Here is a 19,335-nt window from a genome sequence, read left to right as displayed (position 1 = left end):
CCTGAGAGCTTGGTCGGCCGTTCGAGGGCCGATAGGAACCGATAGGTCGGCTAGAAGGCGAGTCTCCCGAATCGGCTTCGGTGCCACGGCCGGGCTGGCCTTCAGACCAGCTGGTACATCCAGTCGCCGTCGGCTTTTTCGAACCCTGCAGCTGACCAGTAGCGAGCGAGGGAGCGCTTGGCCGAGCGGTGCAGCAGGCTGCCCTCCTCGGCGGCGTCGTCGCCGGGCAGGGGCGCGGCCTCGAGGACGACGAGCCCCACGTACCGGCCGACGCCGTCGAGGATGCCCTCCAGGACCGCCTTGCCCAGCCCGCGGCCGCGGTGGGCCCTGTCGAGCTCGATATAAGACACGTACAGGAGGTCTCGGCCCCAGGATTCGGCGAGGGCCTCGAGGAGGTCCGGGCGGATAATCTGGAGCATCTCGCCGACGTCGGCGAGGTCCTGGCTGTGGGCGTCGAGGGTGAGGAAGAGGTCTCGCTGGCCGGCGGCGTCCGGGATCACGTAGGCCTCCGCGTCGCCGACCGTCACCTCGTCGACCTCGTCGAAGTCCTCGTCGAGCTGCCTGCCTGTGATCTTCACCCGCCAGTGATGCGCGTATTCCTCCGGGATGTCCCGCAGCGCCTCGGGTCCCAGACGGCGCATGGAGAACTCGAATACCAGGTCTTTGGGTTCCAGCAGCCCCACGGGCGCGTCCTCTCCACGGCGGTTGTATCCCGATTCTAGCCAGCAGGTGCGCACGCCTTCCGTGGCCATCGGGAACCGAACCCGGCGCGTCCTCCGGGGCCGGGGTTCTGCAAAACGGATGCACGATTCTCGCGTCTAACGAGCGTTCAGAATGAACGCCGATAACCCGCCTTATGTCAAGCAGTACTCTGCGTATCTCATCTGATGAATCACACTGCCTCCTCGCCCAGCACTGACGCGGGACGGCCCCTGGTGCCCGGAGTTGTGCGGATCTGGGGCTGATCCCGGCCCTGATTTCAGGCCGGGCTCGGCTTCCGCACGAGGACTGGCCGGGAGCTTGCTTGTCCAGAGAACCGGCCTCTGACGTGGGGATTTGCCCTGATGTTGCGTCTGATGAATCATTGATTCGTTTGTTGAGCGGCGTCTGGAGGCAGGAATTGGGTGTGGACCGGTCGGGTCGGGTGCTGTCTGTGGCGGGCTCGGTCCCGCTGCTGCATCCCGAGCAGCACACCTTCAAGGAGATGCTGGACGGGTGGCGCAACCAGCAGCTCTCGCGCAACCTCCAGTTCGACACGATCGCCCAGCGGATCCGCTACGTGAGCCGTTTCGTCGAGCACATGAACGAGTTCCCGTGGAACTGGACGCCGGCCCACGTCGAGGAGTACTTCGGCGACCTGCGCTCGATCAAGCACCTCGCCCACTCCTCGGTCCGGGCCCAGCAGTCCGCCCTGAGGGCCTTCACCTCGTACGTCGCCAACCCGGACTACGGCTGGGACCGGCACTGCGAGAAGCTCTTCGGCACCCACCCTGCCCAGGTGTTCTTCGAGTGGAACACCGCCGCCCATGTTCAGGAGTTCGAGGGCCGGCCCGCGAAGCGCCCGTTCACCCGTCGGGAGCTGCAGCTGCTCTTCGACCACGCGGACGACGAGGTCGAGCGCGCCGCCGCCTCCGGGAACAAGGGCTGGCAGGCAGCCTACCGCGACGCGGTCATGCTCAAGGCCGCCTACTCCTACGGGCTGCGGTTCAACGAGGTCCGGCACCTTCAGGTGGTCGACTTCGCCACCAATCCGCACGCCCGCCGGTTCGGGAAGTTCGGGGTGTGCAAGGTCCGCTTCGGCAAGTCCCGGCGGGCCTCCCCTCCCAAGCCCCGCAGCGTCCTGACCGTCTTCGACTGGACCCCCGGCATCTTCGAGGACTGGCTGGCCAACGGCCGCGGCACCCTCGACACCCTCGACCTGTTCCCCAGCGAACGCGGAGGGCTGATCAGCGAATCCACCCTCCTGCGGCGGCTGCGCCGCTACGTCGCCGAGCTCGGAATCCCGGCAGACGGGCTGGACCTGCACTCGCTGCGGAGGTCTTATGCGACCCATCTTCTGGAGGATGGATGGGATCCTAGGTTCGTGCAGTTTCAGATGGGGCACGAGCACGCCTCCACCACCGGCATCTACCAGTTCGTCAGCGACGACTTCCGCACGAAGACCCTACGGGAAGGGCTCGAGCGGACCCTGGACGAGGCCCTCGGGCATCCGGAGGGCGAGTGGTGAAGCGGCAGGTCGAGTACCGGTGGCGGCTCGCGGAGCTGATGGCCGCCCGCGGTCTGCACAACACCACCGACCTCATCCCGCTGCTCGCCGAGCGCGGGATCGTCCTCTCCCGCCCCCAGGTCTACCGGCTCGTGAACCAGAAGCCCGAACGTGTCGCCCTGCAGCTGATCGCCGCGATCTGCGACATCTTCTCCTGCGGCCCCGAGGACCTCATCACCGTCACCGCAGCGGACGTGAAGGCCCGAAGGACCGGAACCGCCTCATCCCCCAACGTCGTCGACCTCAACCGCGCCGCCCGCCCACGCCGCGCCCGCATCATCGACGATGACCACTGAGCCGGCAGGCCTGAACCCGCGCACGACCACCCGCGGACGGCCCCGCACCACCGGCACTACTCTCTGTGCTCGCTGCGGCCGCAACGCCGGCAGGGCCAGGGTGTGGTGGCCGGAGGGGAAGGTCTGCGGCCCCTGCTTCACCACCGCCACCCGGACCCACGGAACCTGCCCCGGCTGCGGCCAGCACCGCCTCCTCCCCGGCCCGCCCCACCTCGAGGACGGGCCCCGCTGCGCCCATTGCGCTGGCATCCCCCACGACTTCCACTGCACCCGCTGCGGGACCGAGGCCGAGCCCTACCGGCACGGCACCTGCGCCCGCTGCTCCCTCCGAGACGACCTCACCGCCCTGCTCCTCGCCGAACCGGCGGATCCCGCGGCGATGGGACGGCTCGTCGACGTCCTCTGCCAGGCCGAGCGCCCGGAGAGCATCATCACCTGGAAGCGCTCCCCCAAGGTCCAGACTCTCCTGGCCTCGCTCGCGGCGGGGACCACGTCCCTGACCCACGGAGGCCTCGACACCCACATCCCGACCGCGGCGCGCGCCGTCGACCACCTCCGCGCCCTCCTAGTCCACCATGGCCTGCTCCCCTACCAGGACCCGTACCTTGCCCGGTTCGAGGCCTGGATCGAGGACAAGCTCCGCCCCCTGGCACCCGAAGTCGCCAGACCAGTGGAGCACTTCGCCAGATGGCACCACCTCAGGCGCATCCGGTCCACCGCCACCCCGGAGAGCCCGGCCAGAGGACCGGTCCACTCCGCCAAGCAGGAGATCACCGAGACCGCCAAATTCCTCCAATGGCTCTGGGAGACCCACCACCGCAACGCCGCGAGCTGCACCCAGCAGGACGCGGACGAGTGGAGAGCCAGCGGCCCCACCACCCGCAAGCTGATCCGCACCTTCTTCGTCTTCGCCCGCAAGACCCGGCTCAACACCAGCGTCGACATCGGTTACTACACGGCCCAATCACGGCCGACCCTCGCCCAGGACCGGCGGCTCGCCTGGCTCCGTGAGCTCCTCACGGGAACCAGCGAATCCCGCCCCTACCGCGTCGCAGGCATCCTCCTGCTGCTCTATGCCCAGCCCCTCGTCCGCGTCGCAGCGCTGCGCGCCGACGCGATCACCGTCGATCCCGCGACGGGCCAGACCTACATCACCTTCGGAGTCCGCCCCGTCCCCGTCCCGGCACCGTTCGGCGACCTGCTCCTCGATCACCTCGAGTGCAGGCCCAACCTGAGGACCGGTGTCACCGAGAGCCCTTGGCTCTTCCCCGGAGCGCGCGCCGGCCACCACCTGCACCCGAACACCATCATGGACAGGCTCCGCTCCCTCGGCATCGACCTGCAGGGAGCCCGGAACCGGGCACTGGACGACCTCGTCACCCAGATGCCCCCGTCCGTGGTCGCCGACGCCCTCGGCTACAGCTACCAAGTCGCCTTCCTCCACGCCAACGCAGCCGGAGAGAACTGGGCTCGATACGCGGATCTCAAGCGGCCTGTCACTCGGCCCTAGAAGGAGGTAGTCTCCGGTCTCAACGAACGCGGAGGGGGACGCATGGGCAAAGCGAGCAGCAATCCGGTCGGCGACAACATCTGCTCCCCGACAGCGAGGTCGGGCGCCAGAGGGGGGAACCAAGATCTTCCGCCCCTGCACTATCCCCTTTCGAATGCGGTCATATCGTGGTGGCAAGGATGAGTCGAACGCCTTCCTACCATCCATCCCCGGCTCGTACTTGGCCAGGAGCCCGCCTGATCCTCTGGGGTGCGATCCTGACCCTGCTCGGTGCTTTGGGCGGGGCAGGCTTGACAGCCTCCTCAATGCAGCCGCAGGGAACGGCGGTGCCCGTGACCGTCACCGCGCTGAATCGCCTCACGCCCGACGGGTGCCGGAATAGCCAGAGTCTGCGCGTGGCCTTCGATTGGCATGGGCAAAGAACAGAGCAGTTCTACTCCACGTCCTGCGACCAGACCTATTCGGCCGGCGAGACGTTCCAGGCCTTTGCCCTTTCGAATGACCCTTCGGAACTGGGACCAACCGCAGAGTGGATCCTTCACCCCGATGAGCACGACCCTTTCGACTTCATCGGACCGAATGGGCTCCCGACCGTTCTCGCCATCTTTTCGCTGCCGGTCCTGGCGGCCGGGGTATCGCTTCTGATAGTCGGACTCGTCGCCGTCCGGAAACGCTCACGGCTGGCAGCGTCCTGAAGTTCAGGCTCAAGGCGAGCCCCTGTCATGTGTGTTGATTACGCCCAAACCTGATACGCAGGGGTGCCAGTAGAAAAGACTCCGTGTGCCTTCTTCGCACATCGTGAGGTTTCGGGTAACGATCCTCTGCCTACCTTCAACTGGCTTCTGACCTGCACTTTCTCTGTACGGCAGCGCCTCGGCCCTGTGGTGCCCGTGGGTGTCGGCCAGCCCAAGAAATCTGGGCTGATTCGGCTTCTGACGTGCGGATTCGGTGTGGTGCATTGCGGTTCTCGCAATCTGTGTGCGAGTATCGCAATCACGTTTCGAGTGCTGAGGACGGTCGATGGCCCAGGATAAGAATGTGCTTTTCGCCCCGTTCGGCGGGCAGGCGCCAGACCCGGATGCGTTCCTCGGCATGGTCCTGGACGGCTGGGGCCGTCAGCAGCGGGCGAAGGACTTCGCGTCGGCGACGATCCGGACCCGTCGGAGCGTGGTGATGAGCCTGGTGGACTTCTCCGGCCGCTATCCGTGGGAATGGACCCTCGGGGACGCCGACGACTTCTTCTCCCACGCCAGGGCTGTTCGGAACCTCTCCCACGGGACCGTTCGCTCGTACCAGGGCCACATCAAGCTCTTCTGCGAGTACGCCTGCGACCCGCACTACGACTGGTGCGAGCAGAGCGCGAAGCTGTTCGGGCAGGTCTTCGCCCAGATCGTCACCGAGCTGAACCGCGTCACCCACGCCCAGCCCTCCGAGGCGCGCCCGGCCAAGCGGCCCTTCACCCAGCGGGAGCTGCAGGACCTCTTCGACCTGGCCGACCTGGAGGTCGAGCGGATCCTGGACTCAGGCCGCAAGGGCGCCCTGGCAGCGTGGCGGGACGCGATCGCGTTCAAGACGGCCTACGGCTGGGGCCTGCGCGCCAACGAGCTGCGCCACCTGCAGGTCGTGGACTTCTCCCGCAACGCGCGTGCGCCCTACCTCGGCGACCACGGCGTGCTGCGCGTGCGCTGGGGGAAGTCGCACCGCGGCTCGGCGAAGAAGCCCCGCTCGGTCCTGACCGTCTGGCCCTGGTCGGTGGAGATGATCCAGGACTGGATCCGCAACGGGCTCCCCCGCTACGGGCACCCCGTGACCGACCTCTTCCCCACCAGCGGCGGCTCGATCGTGGGCGAGTCCCACCTGATCGGCAGGCTACGCGACCTTGTCGACGAGCTCGGCTTCCCGCCCGGGCTCGACCTGCACTCCTTCCGCCGCTCCTACGCCACCCACCTGATCACCGGAGAGGGCTTCGACGTCGCCTTCGTCCAGCTCCAGCTCGGCCACGAGCACGCCGCGACGACCTCGGGCTACACCATGCCCTCCCCCGACTACCAGCGCCTCGCCCTCGAACGGGCCCACGAACGCACCATCCAGGCAGCCCTCGGACTGCAGGCACAGAGGAGGAACCCATGAGCCGACGCGAGATCACCTACACCTGGCGCGTCCGCGAGATCATGGCACGCCGCGGCGTCCACACAGCCAAGGACCTCGCCGAGCTCCTGCACGAGCGCGGCATCACCCTCACCGCCAACGCCGTCTGGCGCATCGTCACCCAGGAGCCCGAGCGGATCTCCTTCAAAGTCCTCGTCGCCCTCTGCGACGCGCTCGACGTCACCCCCAACGACCTGATCGCCTACACCGCCACCGACGCCAGGACGGTGCGACAGCGCCGCAAGGCATCCGGGGACGACATCCCCGACCTGCGCCAGTACAGGCCTGTCCGGGCACGGATCGTCGAAGACGATGAGTGACCCCGGCCGCCCGGCAACCGGAGGCAACGGATCGGCGCGCCCGCCCACACTCGAGAACTTCGCACCGCAGAACAAGCGAGGCCGGCCCCGCTCGGCAGGCAGCCACCTGTGCGACCGGTGCCAGCAGCATGTCGCCAAGATCCGGGTCCGCTGGCCGGACGGGGCAGTCTGCGGAGCCTGCTTCACCCAGGCCACCCACACCTACGGCACCTGCCCGGACTGCCGCGAGGACAGGATGCTCCCCGGCCGCTCCCCCGCCACCGGCGAGCCGATCTGCCGCGACTGCGCCGGCATCGCCACCGACCTCTCATGCACCCGCTGCGAACGCGAAGCAGAGAGATTCCGTGCCGGCCTGTGCGTCAGGTGCGCCCTCGCCGACGACCTCACTGCCGTGCTCAAACCCGGCGAAGACCTACGACTCCACCGCCTCATAAGCCTGCTCACCGAGACAGGGCGACCCGAGAGCATCTACACCTACATGCGCCCAGGCACCAAGGCCCGGCAACTCCTCGAGTCCATCGGGAACCGCACCCTCGCACTCACCCACGAGGCCTTCGACGCACTCCCCCGCTCCGCCGCCGCAGAGCACCTGCGCGCCCTGCTTGTCCACCACCGCATGATGACCGCCCGCGGGAACGAGAACCTCGCACGCTTCGAACAATGGATCGCCGCCAGAATCGACGCCCTGCCCGATGACGGGACCAGCCGGCTCATCGAGCGCTTCGCCACCTGGCACCACCTCAAACGAGTCCGCGCCAGGGCAGCAGACCCCGAGACCAACCTCGAGACCGTCACCCACGCCGCCAAACAGGACATCACCGAAGCCGGGAAGTTCCTCCTCTGGCTCCGGCAGCACCACAACGCCGGAGCAGACGACCTCCAGCAGTCCCACGTCGACGACTACCTCAGCAGCGGCCCCAGCACCCGCAAGGCCGTCCGGAACTTCGTCCGCTGGCTCAACAGGCAACAGAGTGGCCGCCCCTCCGGGCTCGACGCCCCGTTCCGCAGCGCCCAGAGCATCCCGATGATCACCCAAACCCAGCGGAGAGAGCTCGTCCGGAACTGCCTCGAGCACCACCACGTGGTCAGATCCACGCGCCTCGCTGGGCTGATCCTCCTGCTCTGGGCACACCCGCTGAACAAGATCGTCATGCTCCGCCGAGATCACCTCACGACCACCCCGGAAGGCATGCTCATCAAGCTCGGCATGACCCCGGCGGCCGTACCCGCGGCACTCACCGAGATGTTCTGGCAACAATCGCAGAACCCCGGGAACCGCAACACCGCCAACACCGGCACCGACTGGCTCTTCCCAGGCACCCGCGCAGGCCGGCACCTCCACCCGGGCACCCTCGCAGAACGCCTCAGAGTCCTCGGCATCGACGCCCAACGAGCACGCAACGCCACGCTCCGCGACCTCACCCAAGAAGTCGACGCCCGCACCCTGATGGACCTGCTCGGCTACAGCCCCGGAATCATCGCCCAGCACGCTGCCCGCGCCGCGGTGCCGATGTCCGACTACGTCGCGCTGAAGAACTCCGGCCGCTAGATCACGGCGCAATCGCCGCACCACCGAGGATCTCCAACCCCGAGCTTCCTGGGCGCATGGCTGCCCGTCTGCCTCTGAGGGGACCACCAAAGGAGTCAAGATAAGCGAGGAAACGGATAACGCGTTTTCCCATCAGAAAAGACTCCGTGCGACGTGGAGATCCGCAAGGTCATCTGCACGACGAATTCGATTGAGTCGATCAATGCCCGGTACCGGCGGGCAGTGCGGGCACGGGGCCATTTCCCCACCGAGGCCGCGGCCCTGAAATGCCTCTACCTCGTCACCCGCTCGCTTGACCCCACCGGCGGTGGGCGGGCACGCTGGGTGGCCAGGTGGAAAGCCCCGCTGAACGCGTTCGCGATCACCTTCGACGGACGCCTCGAACGGCCCGACGACTAGAAGAACGCCGGACTCAAACACCGTTCGTCAGACACTCCCCCCGTTAGTGCGGGTGGGACCTGAATACGTGAGAAACGGGCCATGACCCGATCTTGGATGTTGGATGTGAAGGCGCCGTTCGGCGCTTATGCCGACGACGACGAACACGAACGTGCTGACGGGGGCGTGGAATTTGGGACGACCCTCAGCGGTGGCCCTTCGCGTTGGCTGACTGGCGATGGTCCTCTTCGCGTACCAGGGGCATGGGGAGCAGAACTGAGAAAAGTGGCGTTAGCCTGTGTGCCCCTGTCGGGGTGTCACCGGAGGTGAGGAATTACGTGGCGGACGACAGCCGGGGCACCCGTTCCGAGTTGAGAATGGTCCTGCGGCCGCCCGATGAGGCCGTTTTCCCCATGGTCCGTCGAGGCCGTGCGTTAGCCGGGTGGGGAGCCACGGTGTGAGCCTTTCAGTGCTGCCAGGGCCGGGTGACGGTGGTCGGTGTGCGTGAAGGCATGCCAAGAGCCCCTGACGAGAGACGGGACACCTCGATAGCATCCGATTGGAGCAAGTAGCGATGGATCGTGTGTCATGAGGGTTGGAGCACTTGTGGGGCTGGGGCTCATCATTGTGGTGGTGCTGGGCCTGATCGTCATGAACTTCGTAGTGCGGCGTCAGGGCTACTCCATCCCGGGTCGCACGGCCGTTCGCTGCAGCAAGGGCCACCTCTTCAGCACCACGTGGGTCGAAGGCGCCTCCTTGCAGGCTGTCCGCCTCGGGCCTTTCACTCGTTTTCAGTACTGTCCTGTGGGCAGGCACTGGGCAATAGTGCATCCTGTCAAAGCGGACGACCTTTCCGACGACGAACGGCGGGCTGTCGACGGAGGCTCGGGGTAGGCAGCTGAACGAGAGAACGTGCTCACTTTGAGGCCGGAAGCGTGCTCACCGATCCCACCGGGCACCGTCCTTCCGCTCTACGGCAGATAGTTTCCAGAGTCGCCGGTGCGCGCGACCGACATCGCGGCAGGACGGCCCACCAGTTCCGGCAGGTAGTGTGCGGCTATCTGCCGCAACTCCTTAGCGCCACTTTTTTCGCGAGCACCGACCCGGCGCTCGGTCCTTCACGACGAGTTCGGGCTCGACGCGGCCTGGCTGATCGCGCGCACCGGGGACCTCGTTGCACTCTGAGCCGGTCCCATGGGGCGTGGCCGAGGAGTCCCGTCGCCATCTTCGGGCCGTCGACGACTGTGCCGCGAGGGGCTTGGGCCGGAAGCCTGACGTGGCCCGCGACCTCTGCTGCGGTGCAGGCGGCGCCCGTCGGGTATCTCCGTATGGTTGGCGGCCGCTGCTGGCTGGCCACTGTGTTGGGTGGATGCGTTTCCCCGGCCCGGGCGGTGGAAACGCCCTGGGCAGGGAGGGCTACTGGGTCCCGGCCGTGATGTCGAACGTCCCTTGGGCTCCGTGTTCGGCGTCGACCATGTAGTGGGTCACGAAAGGATAGTGACCAGCCTCCGGGAAGGTGAGGTCCACGTAGCCGCCTTGGCCCGGCGCGAGGTCCATGGCCTGAGATGCGCCGGTCCCGGGCGCGAGCCGGAATGTCCCCTCGGCCCAGACCGCGGTGAACTGCCCGCCCACCACGTGGAATGACGTCGGCCGGTCGGGCCCTGCGTCGAGCACCCAGATGCGGACTGGCTCGCCGGCCTTCGCCTTGAGCGGCGCCTGCTGGTACTGGTCCGCGTAGCCGTTGAAGACCACGGCGTCGGGCTTCTCGGCGGCGATCTTCGCGGGATCGGCCGAACCGGCAGCCATTCCGGGCTGGCCGTCGGTCGGCTGGCCGTAGTAGAGCTCGCTCTGGATGAGGACAAACTGCTCTGCGACGGGCGGGGCATCAGGCGGGTCGATGACGACGGCGCCGAACATCCCGTTGGCGATGTGCAGCGACATGGGCATTGTGCTGCAGTGGTAGAGCCAGATTCCCGGGGCGGTTGCGGTGAAGGTGTACGTGCCGGTCTTCCCCGGCGCAATGGTGCTCATCGGCCCATCGGGGGCGACCGATCCTGCATGGAAGTCGATCGAGTGGCCCATGGGCGCGTGGTTGACGAGGGTGATCTCGAACGTGTCGCCGACGTGGCCGTGGAGGATCGGCCCCGGTGAGGTGCCGTTGTAGGTCCACAGCTCCTGCACCACGCCGGGGGCGACCGCCCGCGCGGTGTCCTGCACGGTGAGGGTGATGCGGTGCACCGTTCCGGGAACGGCGGGTGGGAGCGCGGCGGGATAGGGCGTGAAGGGAGGGGCCGAGGCCGCCGGGGTGGTGCCGGCATCGATGCGGAACGTCATGCCCATCTGCTTGTGCCCCACGACTGAGCACCAGCCGTCGACACTCGCGGTGATGATGCCGGCGTCGAAGTCCGCCGTGGTGCCGGGGGCAACGCGTGGCGATGCCTTGCCGTTGGCGAGGGTGAGGTCATGCGGGGTCGGGTCCAGGTTGTGGAGATGCACCAGGAGGTGCTCGCCCGCGGGAACCGTGACGGACGCGGGGCTGAAGTGCATCCCGGTCATCGTAACAGTGACGGTCGTGGTGTGGCCTGTGGGCGTGACCGACGCCGTGCTCGCCGCGGAGCCGCTCCCCTGAGCCAGTATGAGAGCGGAGGGGTCGAAGGCGGCGCCGACCACCACGGCCACGATCAGCAGGGCCAGGCCGAGGGCCCCCGAACCGTACCTGCTCCGAGCCTCTTGGCCAGCTGTGGAGGCCACGGGGGTCTCCTTCGTCGGCGCCCTCCCCCACAGCGCCTTCGCGACGAGCCACAGGAACGCGCACAGCGCGATGAGCCCGACCGCCGCTGCGGCGACACGCACCGCACTCGGCACGGGAAGGACGTACAGGAGGATCGCGCCGTTGGCGAGGATGACGCGGAACCATGCCCCGCGGTCGAGCGCCGCGGTCCGGGCTCGCACCATGGTGGGCCCGCCGCCGAGGACGACGGGCAGGAGGTAGGCCAGGGCGCCGAGGAGCACCTGGGCCGCGAAGCCGGCGGCGAGCACGGGCGTGAGCTCGCCGAGCGCATCGTGGAGCGCCATCCAGTCTGGCTCGGTCGTGCAGAGCGCCAGGAGCCAGACGAGGGCGACGACGAGCCACAGCACCGACGCCACCGCGCTGAGCGGGGCGAAGTGCACGGGCGCCTTCCGTGCGACCGTCCGGGCGAGCGGGCCCGAGGAGACGAGGACGCCGGCGAGGTACGCTGCGATGCCGGCGGCGGTGAGCCACTGCGCATCGACGAGCGCGCCAGCGGTGGCGACGAGGACCCCGGCGAGGAGCAGCCACAGCGCGCGCCGCGAGGTGGGCTCAGCGGCGTCGTCCGCACGCGTGCGGAGCATGGTGGGCAGGAGCGTCACGAGAGTCCCCAGCACCGTGAGCCCCACCCAGCCGAGGACGTTGAGTGACTCGTGGGCCACGAGGATACGCGCGTGCCACTCACCCTGCGCGCCGTCGTCGATCGCCGCGAGCGCTGCGCCCGCGGCGGCTCCGAACGGAAGCATCGCGCAGGACGCGAGATAGTACCGGACGGTCGAGGCGAAGCGCGAGGGGAGCGCGCGACGGGCACGGGCGAGGATCGCTGTGCCGTGCCAGGCCGAAGCCACGCCGACAGCGGCCGCTCCCCCGACTGTGAGCGGCCACGCCGGCAGGACGACGCCGGCCATCGCCGCGGCCGCTCCCAGGTTCAGCAGCACGAGCCGGACGGCGAGCGGCCGGCGGGACGGCACGGGCAGCCTCAGCAGCGCCTCGGAGAAGTGCCAGCTGTAGACCACGATCGCGTTCGTGACCGCGCCGAGCAGCGTCAAGTGCACGAGTAGCCACGCCGGATCTGGGACAGCGCGGTGCGCGAGCGCCAGGACGGCGACGGCCGTGAGCCAGCCGAGCGTCGGGATGTTGGCCCAGCGGTGCCAGCCGGCACGGCCCGTCATACCCCCCGGGTTCGTACCCGGCCCGTCCATGCCCAGCCCGTTCATGCCCGCGCCCTCGCGCCGGACCACAGCGCAAGGGCGAGGAATGAGAGCACCGCCACCACGTTGCCCACGCCCCCGACCTGCCACCCGAGGGCCGAACCGCGGGCGTCGCCGAGCGCGAGCCGTGTGAGCAGCGTGGCGTGCAGGAGCGCCGCGGGGACCCACATGGCGGGCGAATACGGGAGGGGCCTGCGCAGGACGGCGGGGAGGATCACGGGTGCGTGGGCCATGATCATCGACATGACGAAGCCGAGGAAGATGGCGTGGAGCAGCGCGTCGTAGGCGGCGCCCGTCGGGGGGCCGGGGGCGAGGAGGCACACGCCGCCCGCGACGGCGAGCCAGCCGTAGCCTGCGATGAGGCACGCGGCGACGAAGCGCGGGAGTCCGGACGAGCGCAGTGTTGTGCGCGCGATGTCGTAGCGGAAGAGCCAGGCCGCGAACGCGAGGATGGCGAGCCCCAGGAGGGGGTAGCCCACGGCAGGCCACAGGAGCGTGGCGGGGCAGGCGATCAGGAGTGCCGCCGTGGCCGTGAGCAGGAGCGGTTCGGGCCAGCGCCCGCGGATGCGGAGGCGGGCGAGCTCGAGGCGTTCGCCGCCGATCGTGAGGAGCAGGAAGACCGCGAGCCAGGGAGCGACGGGGTCCATGGGGACTTCCCGGGCGAGCAGGAGGGCCCCGCACGCCGCGGCCAGGGCCCCGAGGGCCTGGACGAGGACGGCGGGGTCGCGCTGCCGGCGCCACAGCGGGACGTACACGTAGGCGAAGACGACGGCCCCGGCGAGGACGGCCGCGCGGCCGGCTCCGGCGGCTGCGGGCAGGAGCTGGACGAGGCTGCCGAGGGCCAGCAGCGCCGGGGCCGCGTACCCCCAGGGGCGGCGCAGGGCGACCGCGCGCTCCAGGGCGATGAGCGTCCCGACGAATCCGAGGGTCATGAGCTCCCCATGGGTGTCCGGGAGGTCCGGGACGGTTGTGACCACGACCGGGGCCGGGAGCCGGAGCAGCGTGAGGGCGGCGTCGAGCCCGGTCAGGAGTGCGGCGGCACCGAGGGCGAGGACGACGACGCGGGGCCAGAGGCGCGTCATCGGGTCCCCTCTGCAGGTGCCGGATCGCCCAGCGTCAGGAGGCATGCTCCCGGCTCGGCGAACGGCTCGAGCCTGGACGGGATGTCGTCGCGGCCGAGCAGGCGCAGCGCTTCCTCGACGAGCCCGGCATGGACGGCGCACACGACCCCGGAATGCGCCCGTGCGGCCGAGAGCAGAGGGCACGTCACGAGACGCACCGTCGGGCCGCCCGCGTCCTCCACGCCGAAGCCGAGGCGCTCGAGCTCGGCGAGCACTCGCCGTCGGGCGTCGTCGGCGCTGACGGGCCCGGCGGAGGGGCCAAAGGTCTCCTGCGCCCAGCGGACGCCCGCCTCGCGCCCGGCCCCGACGGGATCAGGGGCGAGGCGCTCGATCTCCCCTGCGAGCATCGCGGCAAGCGCGGCGTACTGGGCCGAGCCTTCGGGGGCCTCCGACGCCTGGTAGAGCATCGCGGGCCGCCCCCGCCCCCTGGCTGCGGCAGCGCTGCGCGTGGCAAGGCCCTCGAGCGTGAGCGCCTCCAGGTGCTCCCGCACAGTGTTCGGGTGCTGGCCCGTCTCGCGGGCCAATTCCTCGACCGTCGCAGGGGAGCGCTTCGACCTCAGCCGATCGAGGATCGCCGCGCGAGCCGTGGAGAGCGGGCGGGCGGGAGCCGTCGCGGCCGACGCGGGACCCAGAGGAACTGCCGCACTATTTTTCACGGAATCTATTGTAGTAAAGTTTCGGGCATGGACACCTCCCCCAGCCCCCTGAGCCTGACAAGCAGTGCCGCCGACGCCGCGGCCCTGGCCCGCACCCAAGAGCTCATCGCAGAAGCGCAGGGTTCCCTCGACGCTCACGTCCGCGAGAGCCTGCGGGCCGCACTCGACGACACTCTGGCCGCGCTTGGCGCCGCCGGGGCGGCAGGCCCCGCCTCGACGCTTTCCACAGCGTCGGCGCTCGAGGAGTACTCGACGCGCGTCCTTCCCGAGCTCGCGCTGGCGCCCGGTGCCGACCTCGCGGCGATACTGGCGGCCGCCGAGGCGTCGCTCCCGGCCGAGACCGAGCAGCATCGCGAGCGAGCCCACGGCCACGCGCATTCCTGCGTGTGCGGCGAACCGGACGGCGAGGGATTCCCCGAACTCGACACACGCCTGATCCCCCACGCCATACGCCACGCGACCATTTTCGGCGCCCTCGACTCGATCGCCGCCCCCACCGCATCGGGCAGGGGGCTCGTCATCACCGCGAACCACAACCCCCTTCCCCTGCTCGCCCAGGCCGGCCAGCGCTACCAGGAGGGCACCTTCGAGGTGCGGTACCTCGCGGAGGGCCCCGAAGAGTGGATGCTGCTCTTCCAGCGCCGCTGACCCACTCGAGCCGCCCGCGTGTCAGCGGCCATGAGATTCTCCCCATTGGCGGCCAGATAGTTCCCCGCTGACGGCCAGTTCTTTCTCCCCGTCCACGGCCAGTTGTTCTCCCCGGGTGCGGGATTCCTTCCGCCGGTCGTGGTGATGATCGCGGATGAAGAGCAACGAGGAGATCATGGAGATTCTTGAGGCGTATGACCTCACCGGCAGCTACCGTGCCGCGGCGGAGCTCGCGGGGTGTGACCATCACACGGTGGCCAGGTATGTGAAGCTGCGGGCTGCCGGAGGGCCGGATCGCGAGAAGGGGCAGCGGGCCAGGCCGATCGACGGGTTCCTGCCGAAGATCGAAGAACTCGTCGAGCGCTCGGGAGGCCGGGTCCGGGCGGATGTGGTCCATGAGCGGCTGGTCGCGATGGGGTTCGCCGGCGCGGAGAGGACCACGAGGCGCACGGTCGCGGAGGCCAAGGCGCAGTTCGCGGCGGGGCGGCGGCGCGTGTTCCGCCCCTGGATCGTCGAGCCTGGGCTGTGGCTGCAGTGGGACTACGGATGGGGGCCGAGGATCGGGGGCCGGGCGACGCTGCTGTGGTGCGCGTGGCTGGCGTGGTCGCGGTTCCGCGTCGTGATCCCGATCTGGGACAAGAGCCTGCCGACGGTCGTGGCGTGCATGGATGCCACGCTGCGCAGGATGGGCGGGGTCCCGGCGTTCGCGCTGACCGACAACGAGCGCACCGTGACCGCCGACCACATCGCCAGGGTCGCGGTGCGCAACCCGCAGATCGTGGAGATGGGCCGCCACTACGGGATGACCGTGCGCACCTGCGTTCCCGCCGACCCGCAGTCCAAGGGCGGCTCGGAGTCCACGGTGCGGATCTCGAAGGCGGATCTGGTGCCCACGGCGGCGAACCTGCTCGAGGAGTACCGCACCTTCGGGCAGTTGGAGAAGGCGTGCCACGATTTCTGCGACGAGGTCAACGCCCGCCCGCACCGGGAGACACGGCAGGCGCCGGCGGCGATGCTCGCTGCGGAGCGGGAGCGGCTGCATCTGCTTCCGAAGGCGCCGTTCACGGTGGTGTTCGGGACCACCCGCCGGGTGAACTGGGACGCGACCGTGTCGATGAACGGGGTCCGGTACTCGGTCCCGCACGAGCTGGCCAACACCAGGGTCTGGGTGCGCGAGGCGGGCGAGGAGGTCATCGTCACCTCCGTGGCCGAGCGCGGGGAGGCCCGCGAGGTGGCCCGGCATGCGACCGGGCGTCCCGGGACCCCAGTCCTGGACGACGCGCACTACCCGCCCCGGGCGGATGAGGCCGCGGACCGGCAGCCCAGGGCGACCACCCCGGAGGAGGCAGCGTTCCTGATGCTCGGCGCGGGTGCCAAGGCGTGGCTGGTCGAGGCCGCCGCCGCGGGAGCCAGGCGGATCCGCGCGAAGATGGCCGAGGCCGTCGCGTTCGCCAAGCTCTACGGCACCGACCAGGTCGACCGGGCCCTGGGCACGGCCGCGACGACGGGCAGGTTCGCCGACAGGGACCTGGTCTCGATCCTGGGCTACCAGGCCGGGCTCGCCCACGTGGAGCCCTCCCGGGCCTCCGAGGCCCATTCCCTCCAGCCGGGCACGGGCGGCTGGGGCCGCCTCGATGGCTCAGAGCCCGCCGCCGCCGACATGACGGGCGAGGAGGAGGGCCGGTGACGATCACAACGATGCAGACCGTGGTCGCCCGCGCCCACGGCGACCCGCTGGCCGAGGCCCTGGAGCTGACCCGCCGGCTGAAGCTGCCCCACATGCGCAAGGCGCTCACGGACCTGATCCCCACCGCGAAGGCCCAGCGCTGGGACCCGGCCGAGCTCGTGCGGGTCCTGCTCGCGGAGGAAGTCGCCGGCCGCGACCGCGCCAACCTGATCACCCGCCGCAAATCCGCCGGCTTCCCGGCAGGGAAGACCTTCGGCGACTGGGACGAGGAGCTCTCCCCGATCCCGCGCCCGACCCAGGAAGCACTCAAGTCCCTCGAATGGGTCCGCCGGCGGGAGAATCTCGCGATCTACGGGCCGTCGGGGACTGGGAAGTCGCACTTCTGCGAGGCGCTCGGCCACGCGGCAGTCGAGGCCGGCATGATCGTGTCCTGGTTCGGGATCGAGGATCTCGGCGCCCTGGTGCGCAAGCACCGCGCCGACGACTCCATCGCCCGGGCCCTGACCAGGGTCGTGCGCAGCGATCTGATCATCGTGGACGACATAGGCCTGCTCCCGGTCTCCCCAGACGCCGCCGAGGGGTTCTACCGCCTCGTGGACGCCGCCTACGAGCGCCGGGCGATGGCGGTCAGCTCGAACCTCGCCCCGGCCGGATTCGACGAGATCATGCCCAAGACCATCGCGACCGCGACGGTGGACAGGTTCATGCACCACGCCCACCGGGTCGAGACCAAGGGCGAGTCCTACCGCCTCGCCCAAGCCGCCTCCGGCAAGGGGGTGACGCCCTTCCGCTGACCCGACAGACAGTCCAAACCCGAACCGGGGAATCAACTGGCCATACGTGGGGAGGAAAGATGGCCGCCACCGGGGAGAACAACTGGCCGTCCACGGGGAAAACCAACTGGCCGTTGACACCCGCGCAGGGGCACCCCCCGCCAGAGCTCGGCCCAGTCCGCCGCTGCGGCGATGGAGCATGGAACCCTCGTGGCACCACCGGAGGGCAGGACCTCGACCCCTGTGGAAGACAAGGGGTACCGGCCGCGGCGGCGGCACCTGCATCAAGCATCGCCATGGGGTCCCCGGACCCCGTGAATCCGGGACGAGGACCAGCCTCGGCCCAATGCCTCCTCCAGGCTGCCTCCCACACCGGTTCGGCCCGCTTCCGCTCATCCCGTGCGGGGAGCAGGCACTTGGCGCCCTGGGATCCCGACGCACGGGCAGGATTCCGCTCGGCGGAACCCGGAAAGGGGAACGGTGTGAAAGTCGAACGGACCATCTTCCTGCTCCTGGCGGGATTCTTCGTCATTGTCTCGACCGCCTACGGGCTGCTGACCTGGATCGAGCCCGTCGGCACGGCCGGGCTGGCCCTGTGCGCCGGCCTGGCCCTGCTGATCTGGTTCTACCTGAGCCAGACCGCGCGACGTGTCGGGATGCGCCCCGAAGACCGCGAGAACGCCGAAGTCCAGGAAGGAGCCGGGGAACAGGGCCACTTCTCTCCCTGGAGCTGGTGGCCGATCTGCCTGGGCGCCTCGGCCGCCGTGTCCGTCCTCGGGCTGGCCATCGGGTTCTGGATCCTCTTCATCGGTGCCGGGTTGGCCCTGATCTCCCTCGTCGGCTGGGTCTTCGAATACTCCCGCGGAGACCACGCCCACTGAGCCTCTCGAACCGGCCGGGGGCGCGGGACGGTCCGGCCCGCTCCAGGGCAGGCCCCGCGATGGGCCCGTGGTCACACCGACGGGTCGATGAGGATCCGTCCCTTGAGCCCGCCGGCCTCGAGCAGCTCATGCGCGTGTCGCGATTCGGAGAGGCCGAGCGTGGCGGCGGTGCGGAACCTGAGGCGGTCGGCGGACAGGGCGCGGTTCACGACCAGTGCTGCGTCGGCCAGCTCGGCCGCCGAGGCGTTGCTGATGGCGAACCCGACGAGGCGGACGTCCTTCGTGTACAGGGCCCCGAGCGGGATCCGCGCCCAGGCTGCGATGCCCGCCGTGACGAGCACCGTGGCGCCGGTGCGCAGGAGCCCCGGCGCGGCGTCGAGGTCCTGGCGCCCGGACTGGTCCCACCACAGGTCGATCCCCTCCGGTGCCGCCAGGGCCAGCCGGGCGGGCATCTCCGGGTCCCGGTAGTCCAGGACCGTTCCGGCTCCGCACGAGCGGCACCACCCGGCGTCCTGCCCGGAGCAGCTCGCCAGGACCCGCAGGCCCGCGGCGGCGGCCAGCTGCACGGCTGCCGAGCCCACTCCCCCGCCGGCGCCGGCGATGAACACCGTGTCCCCCGGGCGCAGCCGGGCCCGCCGGAACAGGCCCAGGGCCGCGGTCGCGCCCGTGTGCAGGACGCCGACGGCAGACCAAGGGTCCACCCCCTCGGGGAGCCGGTACAGCCGCTCGCCCGGGACAAGGCAGAACTGGGCGAAGGAGCCCTGCCGGCCGCCGTGGCCGAGGCTGTTGGACCACACCCGCTCCCCCTCGGCGAAGCCGCTTCCCTCCCCGGCCTGCTCGACCACGCCGACCACGTCGCGGCCGATGACGAACGGGAACGGGGTGGGGGTCCGATAGGCCCCGCTGCGCACGAAGGCATCCACCCTGTCCACCGCGAGGGCCTCGGCACGGACCAGGGCCTCCGTCGGCCCCGGGTCCGGCACGGGCAGCTCCCCGACCTCTATGGCGTCGGGGCCTCCCAGCCCCCTCACGTAGGCCGCCCGCATGCCCCCACCATAGAACGCCTGTGCCCGGCACGGAGCGGTCGGGAAGTGGGAGGGAGC

The 19,335-nt window shown here is 69.8% G+C and carries 17 protein-coding genes and 1 pseudogene; 13 read left to right on the top strand and 5 right to left on the bottom strand.

Going from position 1 to position 19,335, the window contains the following annotated elements; all coding sequences use genetic code 11:
* Positions 1–101: 101 nt before the first annotated feature.
* Entirely contained in the window at positions 102–683 is a 582-nt protein-coding gene (locus tag L0M17_RS21605; protein ID WP_241056692.1) for a hypothetical protein, read from the bottom strand.
* Positions 684–1,120: 437 nt separating this feature from the next.
* Between L0M17_RS21605 and L0M17_RS21600 the strand changes: the two genes are divergently transcribed.
* From L0M17_RS21600 to L0M17_RS21560, 9 genes and pseudogenes are all read left to right on the top strand, one after another.
* Positions 1,121–2,227 (top strand): tyrosine-type recombinase/integrase, encoded by a 1,107-nt coding sequence (locus tag L0M17_RS21600; RefSeq protein WP_308196852.1) that lies wholly within the window; start codon positions 1,121–1,123, stop codon positions 2,225–2,227.
* A complete protein-coding gene (locus L0M17_RS21595) occupies positions 2,224–2,562 on the top strand; it encodes a helix-turn-helix domain-containing protein (RefSeq protein ID WP_241053865.1) in 339 nt (112 codons plus the stop codon). Before L0M17_RS21600 ends, L0M17_RS21595 begins: the two co-directional genes overlap by 4 nt.
* Positions 2,552–4,072 carry a site-specific integrase gene (locus tag L0M17_RS21590; RefSeq protein ID WP_241053864.1) on the top strand — a complete coding sequence of 507 codons (1,521 nt, stop codon included), beginning with the start codon at positions 2,552–2,554 and terminating at the stop codon, positions 4,070–4,072. The genes L0M17_RS21595 and L0M17_RS21590 overlap by 11 nt, the downstream gene beginning before the upstream one ends.
* 305 nt (positions 4,073–4,377) lie before the next feature.
* A complete protein-coding gene (locus L0M17_RS21585; RefSeq protein WP_241053863.1) occupies positions 4,378–4,767 on the top strand; it encodes a hypothetical protein in 390 nt (129 codons plus the stop codon).
* Between the two features lie 325 nt (positions 4,768–5,092).
* Complete coding sequence (locus L0M17_RS21580) at positions 5,093–6,202, top strand: tyrosine-type recombinase/integrase (protein WP_241056691.1); 1,110 nt, start codon at positions 5,093–5,095, stop codon at positions 6,200–6,202.
* Positions 6,199–6,540: a helix-turn-helix domain-containing protein gene (locus L0M17_RS21575; RefSeq protein WP_241056690.1), complete on the top strand. Its 342-nt coding sequence runs from the start codon at positions 6,199–6,201 to the stop codon at positions 6,538–6,540. The genes L0M17_RS21580 and L0M17_RS21575 overlap by 4 nt, the downstream gene beginning before the upstream one ends.
* Positions 6,533–8,089 (top strand): site-specific integrase, encoded by a 1,557-nt coding sequence (locus L0M17_RS21570; RefSeq protein ID WP_241056689.1) that lies wholly within the window; start codon positions 6,533–6,535, stop codon positions 8,087–8,089. Before L0M17_RS21575 ends, L0M17_RS21570 begins: the two co-directional genes overlap by 8 nt.
* Before the next feature lie 150 nt (positions 8,090–8,239).
* Positions 8,240–8,488, top strand: a pseudogene (locus L0M17_RS21565) (transposase); the annotation flags it as partial.
* A gap of 567 nt (positions 8,489–9,055) precedes the next feature.
* Positions 9,056–9,361, top strand: a complete 306-nt coding sequence (locus L0M17_RS21560; protein WP_241056688.1) for a hypothetical protein — start codon at positions 9,056–9,058, stop codon at positions 9,359–9,361.
* A gap of 522 nt (positions 9,362–9,883) precedes the next feature.
* Here L0M17_RS21560 and L0M17_RS21555 read toward each other — a convergent pair.
* From L0M17_RS21555 to L0M17_RS21545, 3 genes are read right to left on the bottom strand one after another with little or no spacing between them, the layout of a single operon-like run.
* Positions 9,884–12,472 carry a multicopper oxidase domain-containing protein gene (locus L0M17_RS21555; protein WP_241056687.1) on the bottom strand — a complete coding sequence of 863 codons (2,589 nt, stop codon included), beginning with the start codon at positions 12,470–12,472 and terminating at the stop codon, positions 9,884–9,886.
* Positions 12,469–13,548, bottom strand: coding sequence for a DUF8744 domain-containing protein (locus L0M17_RS21550; RefSeq protein ID WP_241056685.1), 1,080 nt, complete (start codon positions 13,546–13,548; stop codon positions 12,469–12,471). The genes L0M17_RS21555 and L0M17_RS21550 overlap by 4 nt, the downstream gene beginning before the upstream one ends.
* Positions 13,545–14,243, bottom strand: a complete 699-nt coding sequence (locus L0M17_RS21545; RefSeq protein ID WP_241056684.1) for a helix-turn-helix transcriptional regulator — start codon at positions 14,241–14,243, stop codon at positions 13,545–13,547. Before L0M17_RS21545 ends, L0M17_RS21550 begins: the two co-directional genes overlap by 4 nt.
* Before the next feature lie 27 nt (positions 14,244–14,270).
* On the opposite strand from L0M17_RS21545, the gene L0M17_RS21540 reads away from it, so the two are divergent.
* The 4 genes from L0M17_RS21540 to L0M17_RS21525 all read left to right on the top strand — a co-directional run bounded on the left by L0M17_RS21540 (position 14,271) and on the right by L0M17_RS21525 (position 18,232).
* The gene (locus L0M17_RS21540) at positions 14,271–14,891 is read left to right on the top strand and encodes a DUF2249 domain-containing protein (protein WP_241056683.1); all 621 of its coding nucleotides are present in this window, start codon (positions 14,271–14,273) and stop codon (positions 14,889–14,891) included.
* A 154-nt stretch (positions 14,892–15,045) separates the two neighbouring features.
* Complete coding sequence (istA, locus tag L0M17_RS21535) at positions 15,046–16,578, top strand: IS21 family transposase (RefSeq protein ID WP_290427278.1); 1,533 nt, start codon at positions 15,046–15,048, stop codon at positions 16,576–16,578.
* Positions 16,575–17,372: an IS21-like element helper ATPase IstB gene (istB, locus tag L0M17_RS21530; protein ID WP_308196793.1), complete on the top strand. Its 798-nt coding sequence runs from the start codon at positions 16,575–16,577 to the stop codon at positions 17,370–17,372. The genes istA and istB overlap by 4 nt, the downstream gene beginning before the upstream one ends.
* 461 nt (positions 17,373–17,833) lie before the next feature.
* Positions 17,834–18,232, top strand: coding sequence for a cytochrome c oxidase subunit 4 (locus L0M17_RS21525; protein WP_241056682.1), 399 nt, complete (start codon positions 17,834–17,836; stop codon positions 18,230–18,232).
* A gap of 71 nt (positions 18,233–18,303) precedes the next feature.
* Here L0M17_RS21525 and L0M17_RS21520 read toward each other — a convergent pair whose 3' ends face one another.
* Complete coding sequence (locus tag L0M17_RS21520; RefSeq protein ID WP_241056681.1) at positions 18,304–19,278, bottom strand: NADPH:quinone reductase; 975 nt, start codon at positions 19,276–19,278, stop codon at positions 18,304–18,306.
* Positions 19,279–19,335 lie beyond the last annotated feature (57 nt).

It is taken from the genome of Sinomonas terrae (genome assembly GCF_022539255.1).
GTDB lineage: Bacteria > Actinomycetota > Actinomycetes > Actinomycetales > Micrococcaceae > Sinomonas > Sinomonas terrae.
This window is presented reverse-complemented; position numbering and strand designations above follow the sequence as displayed.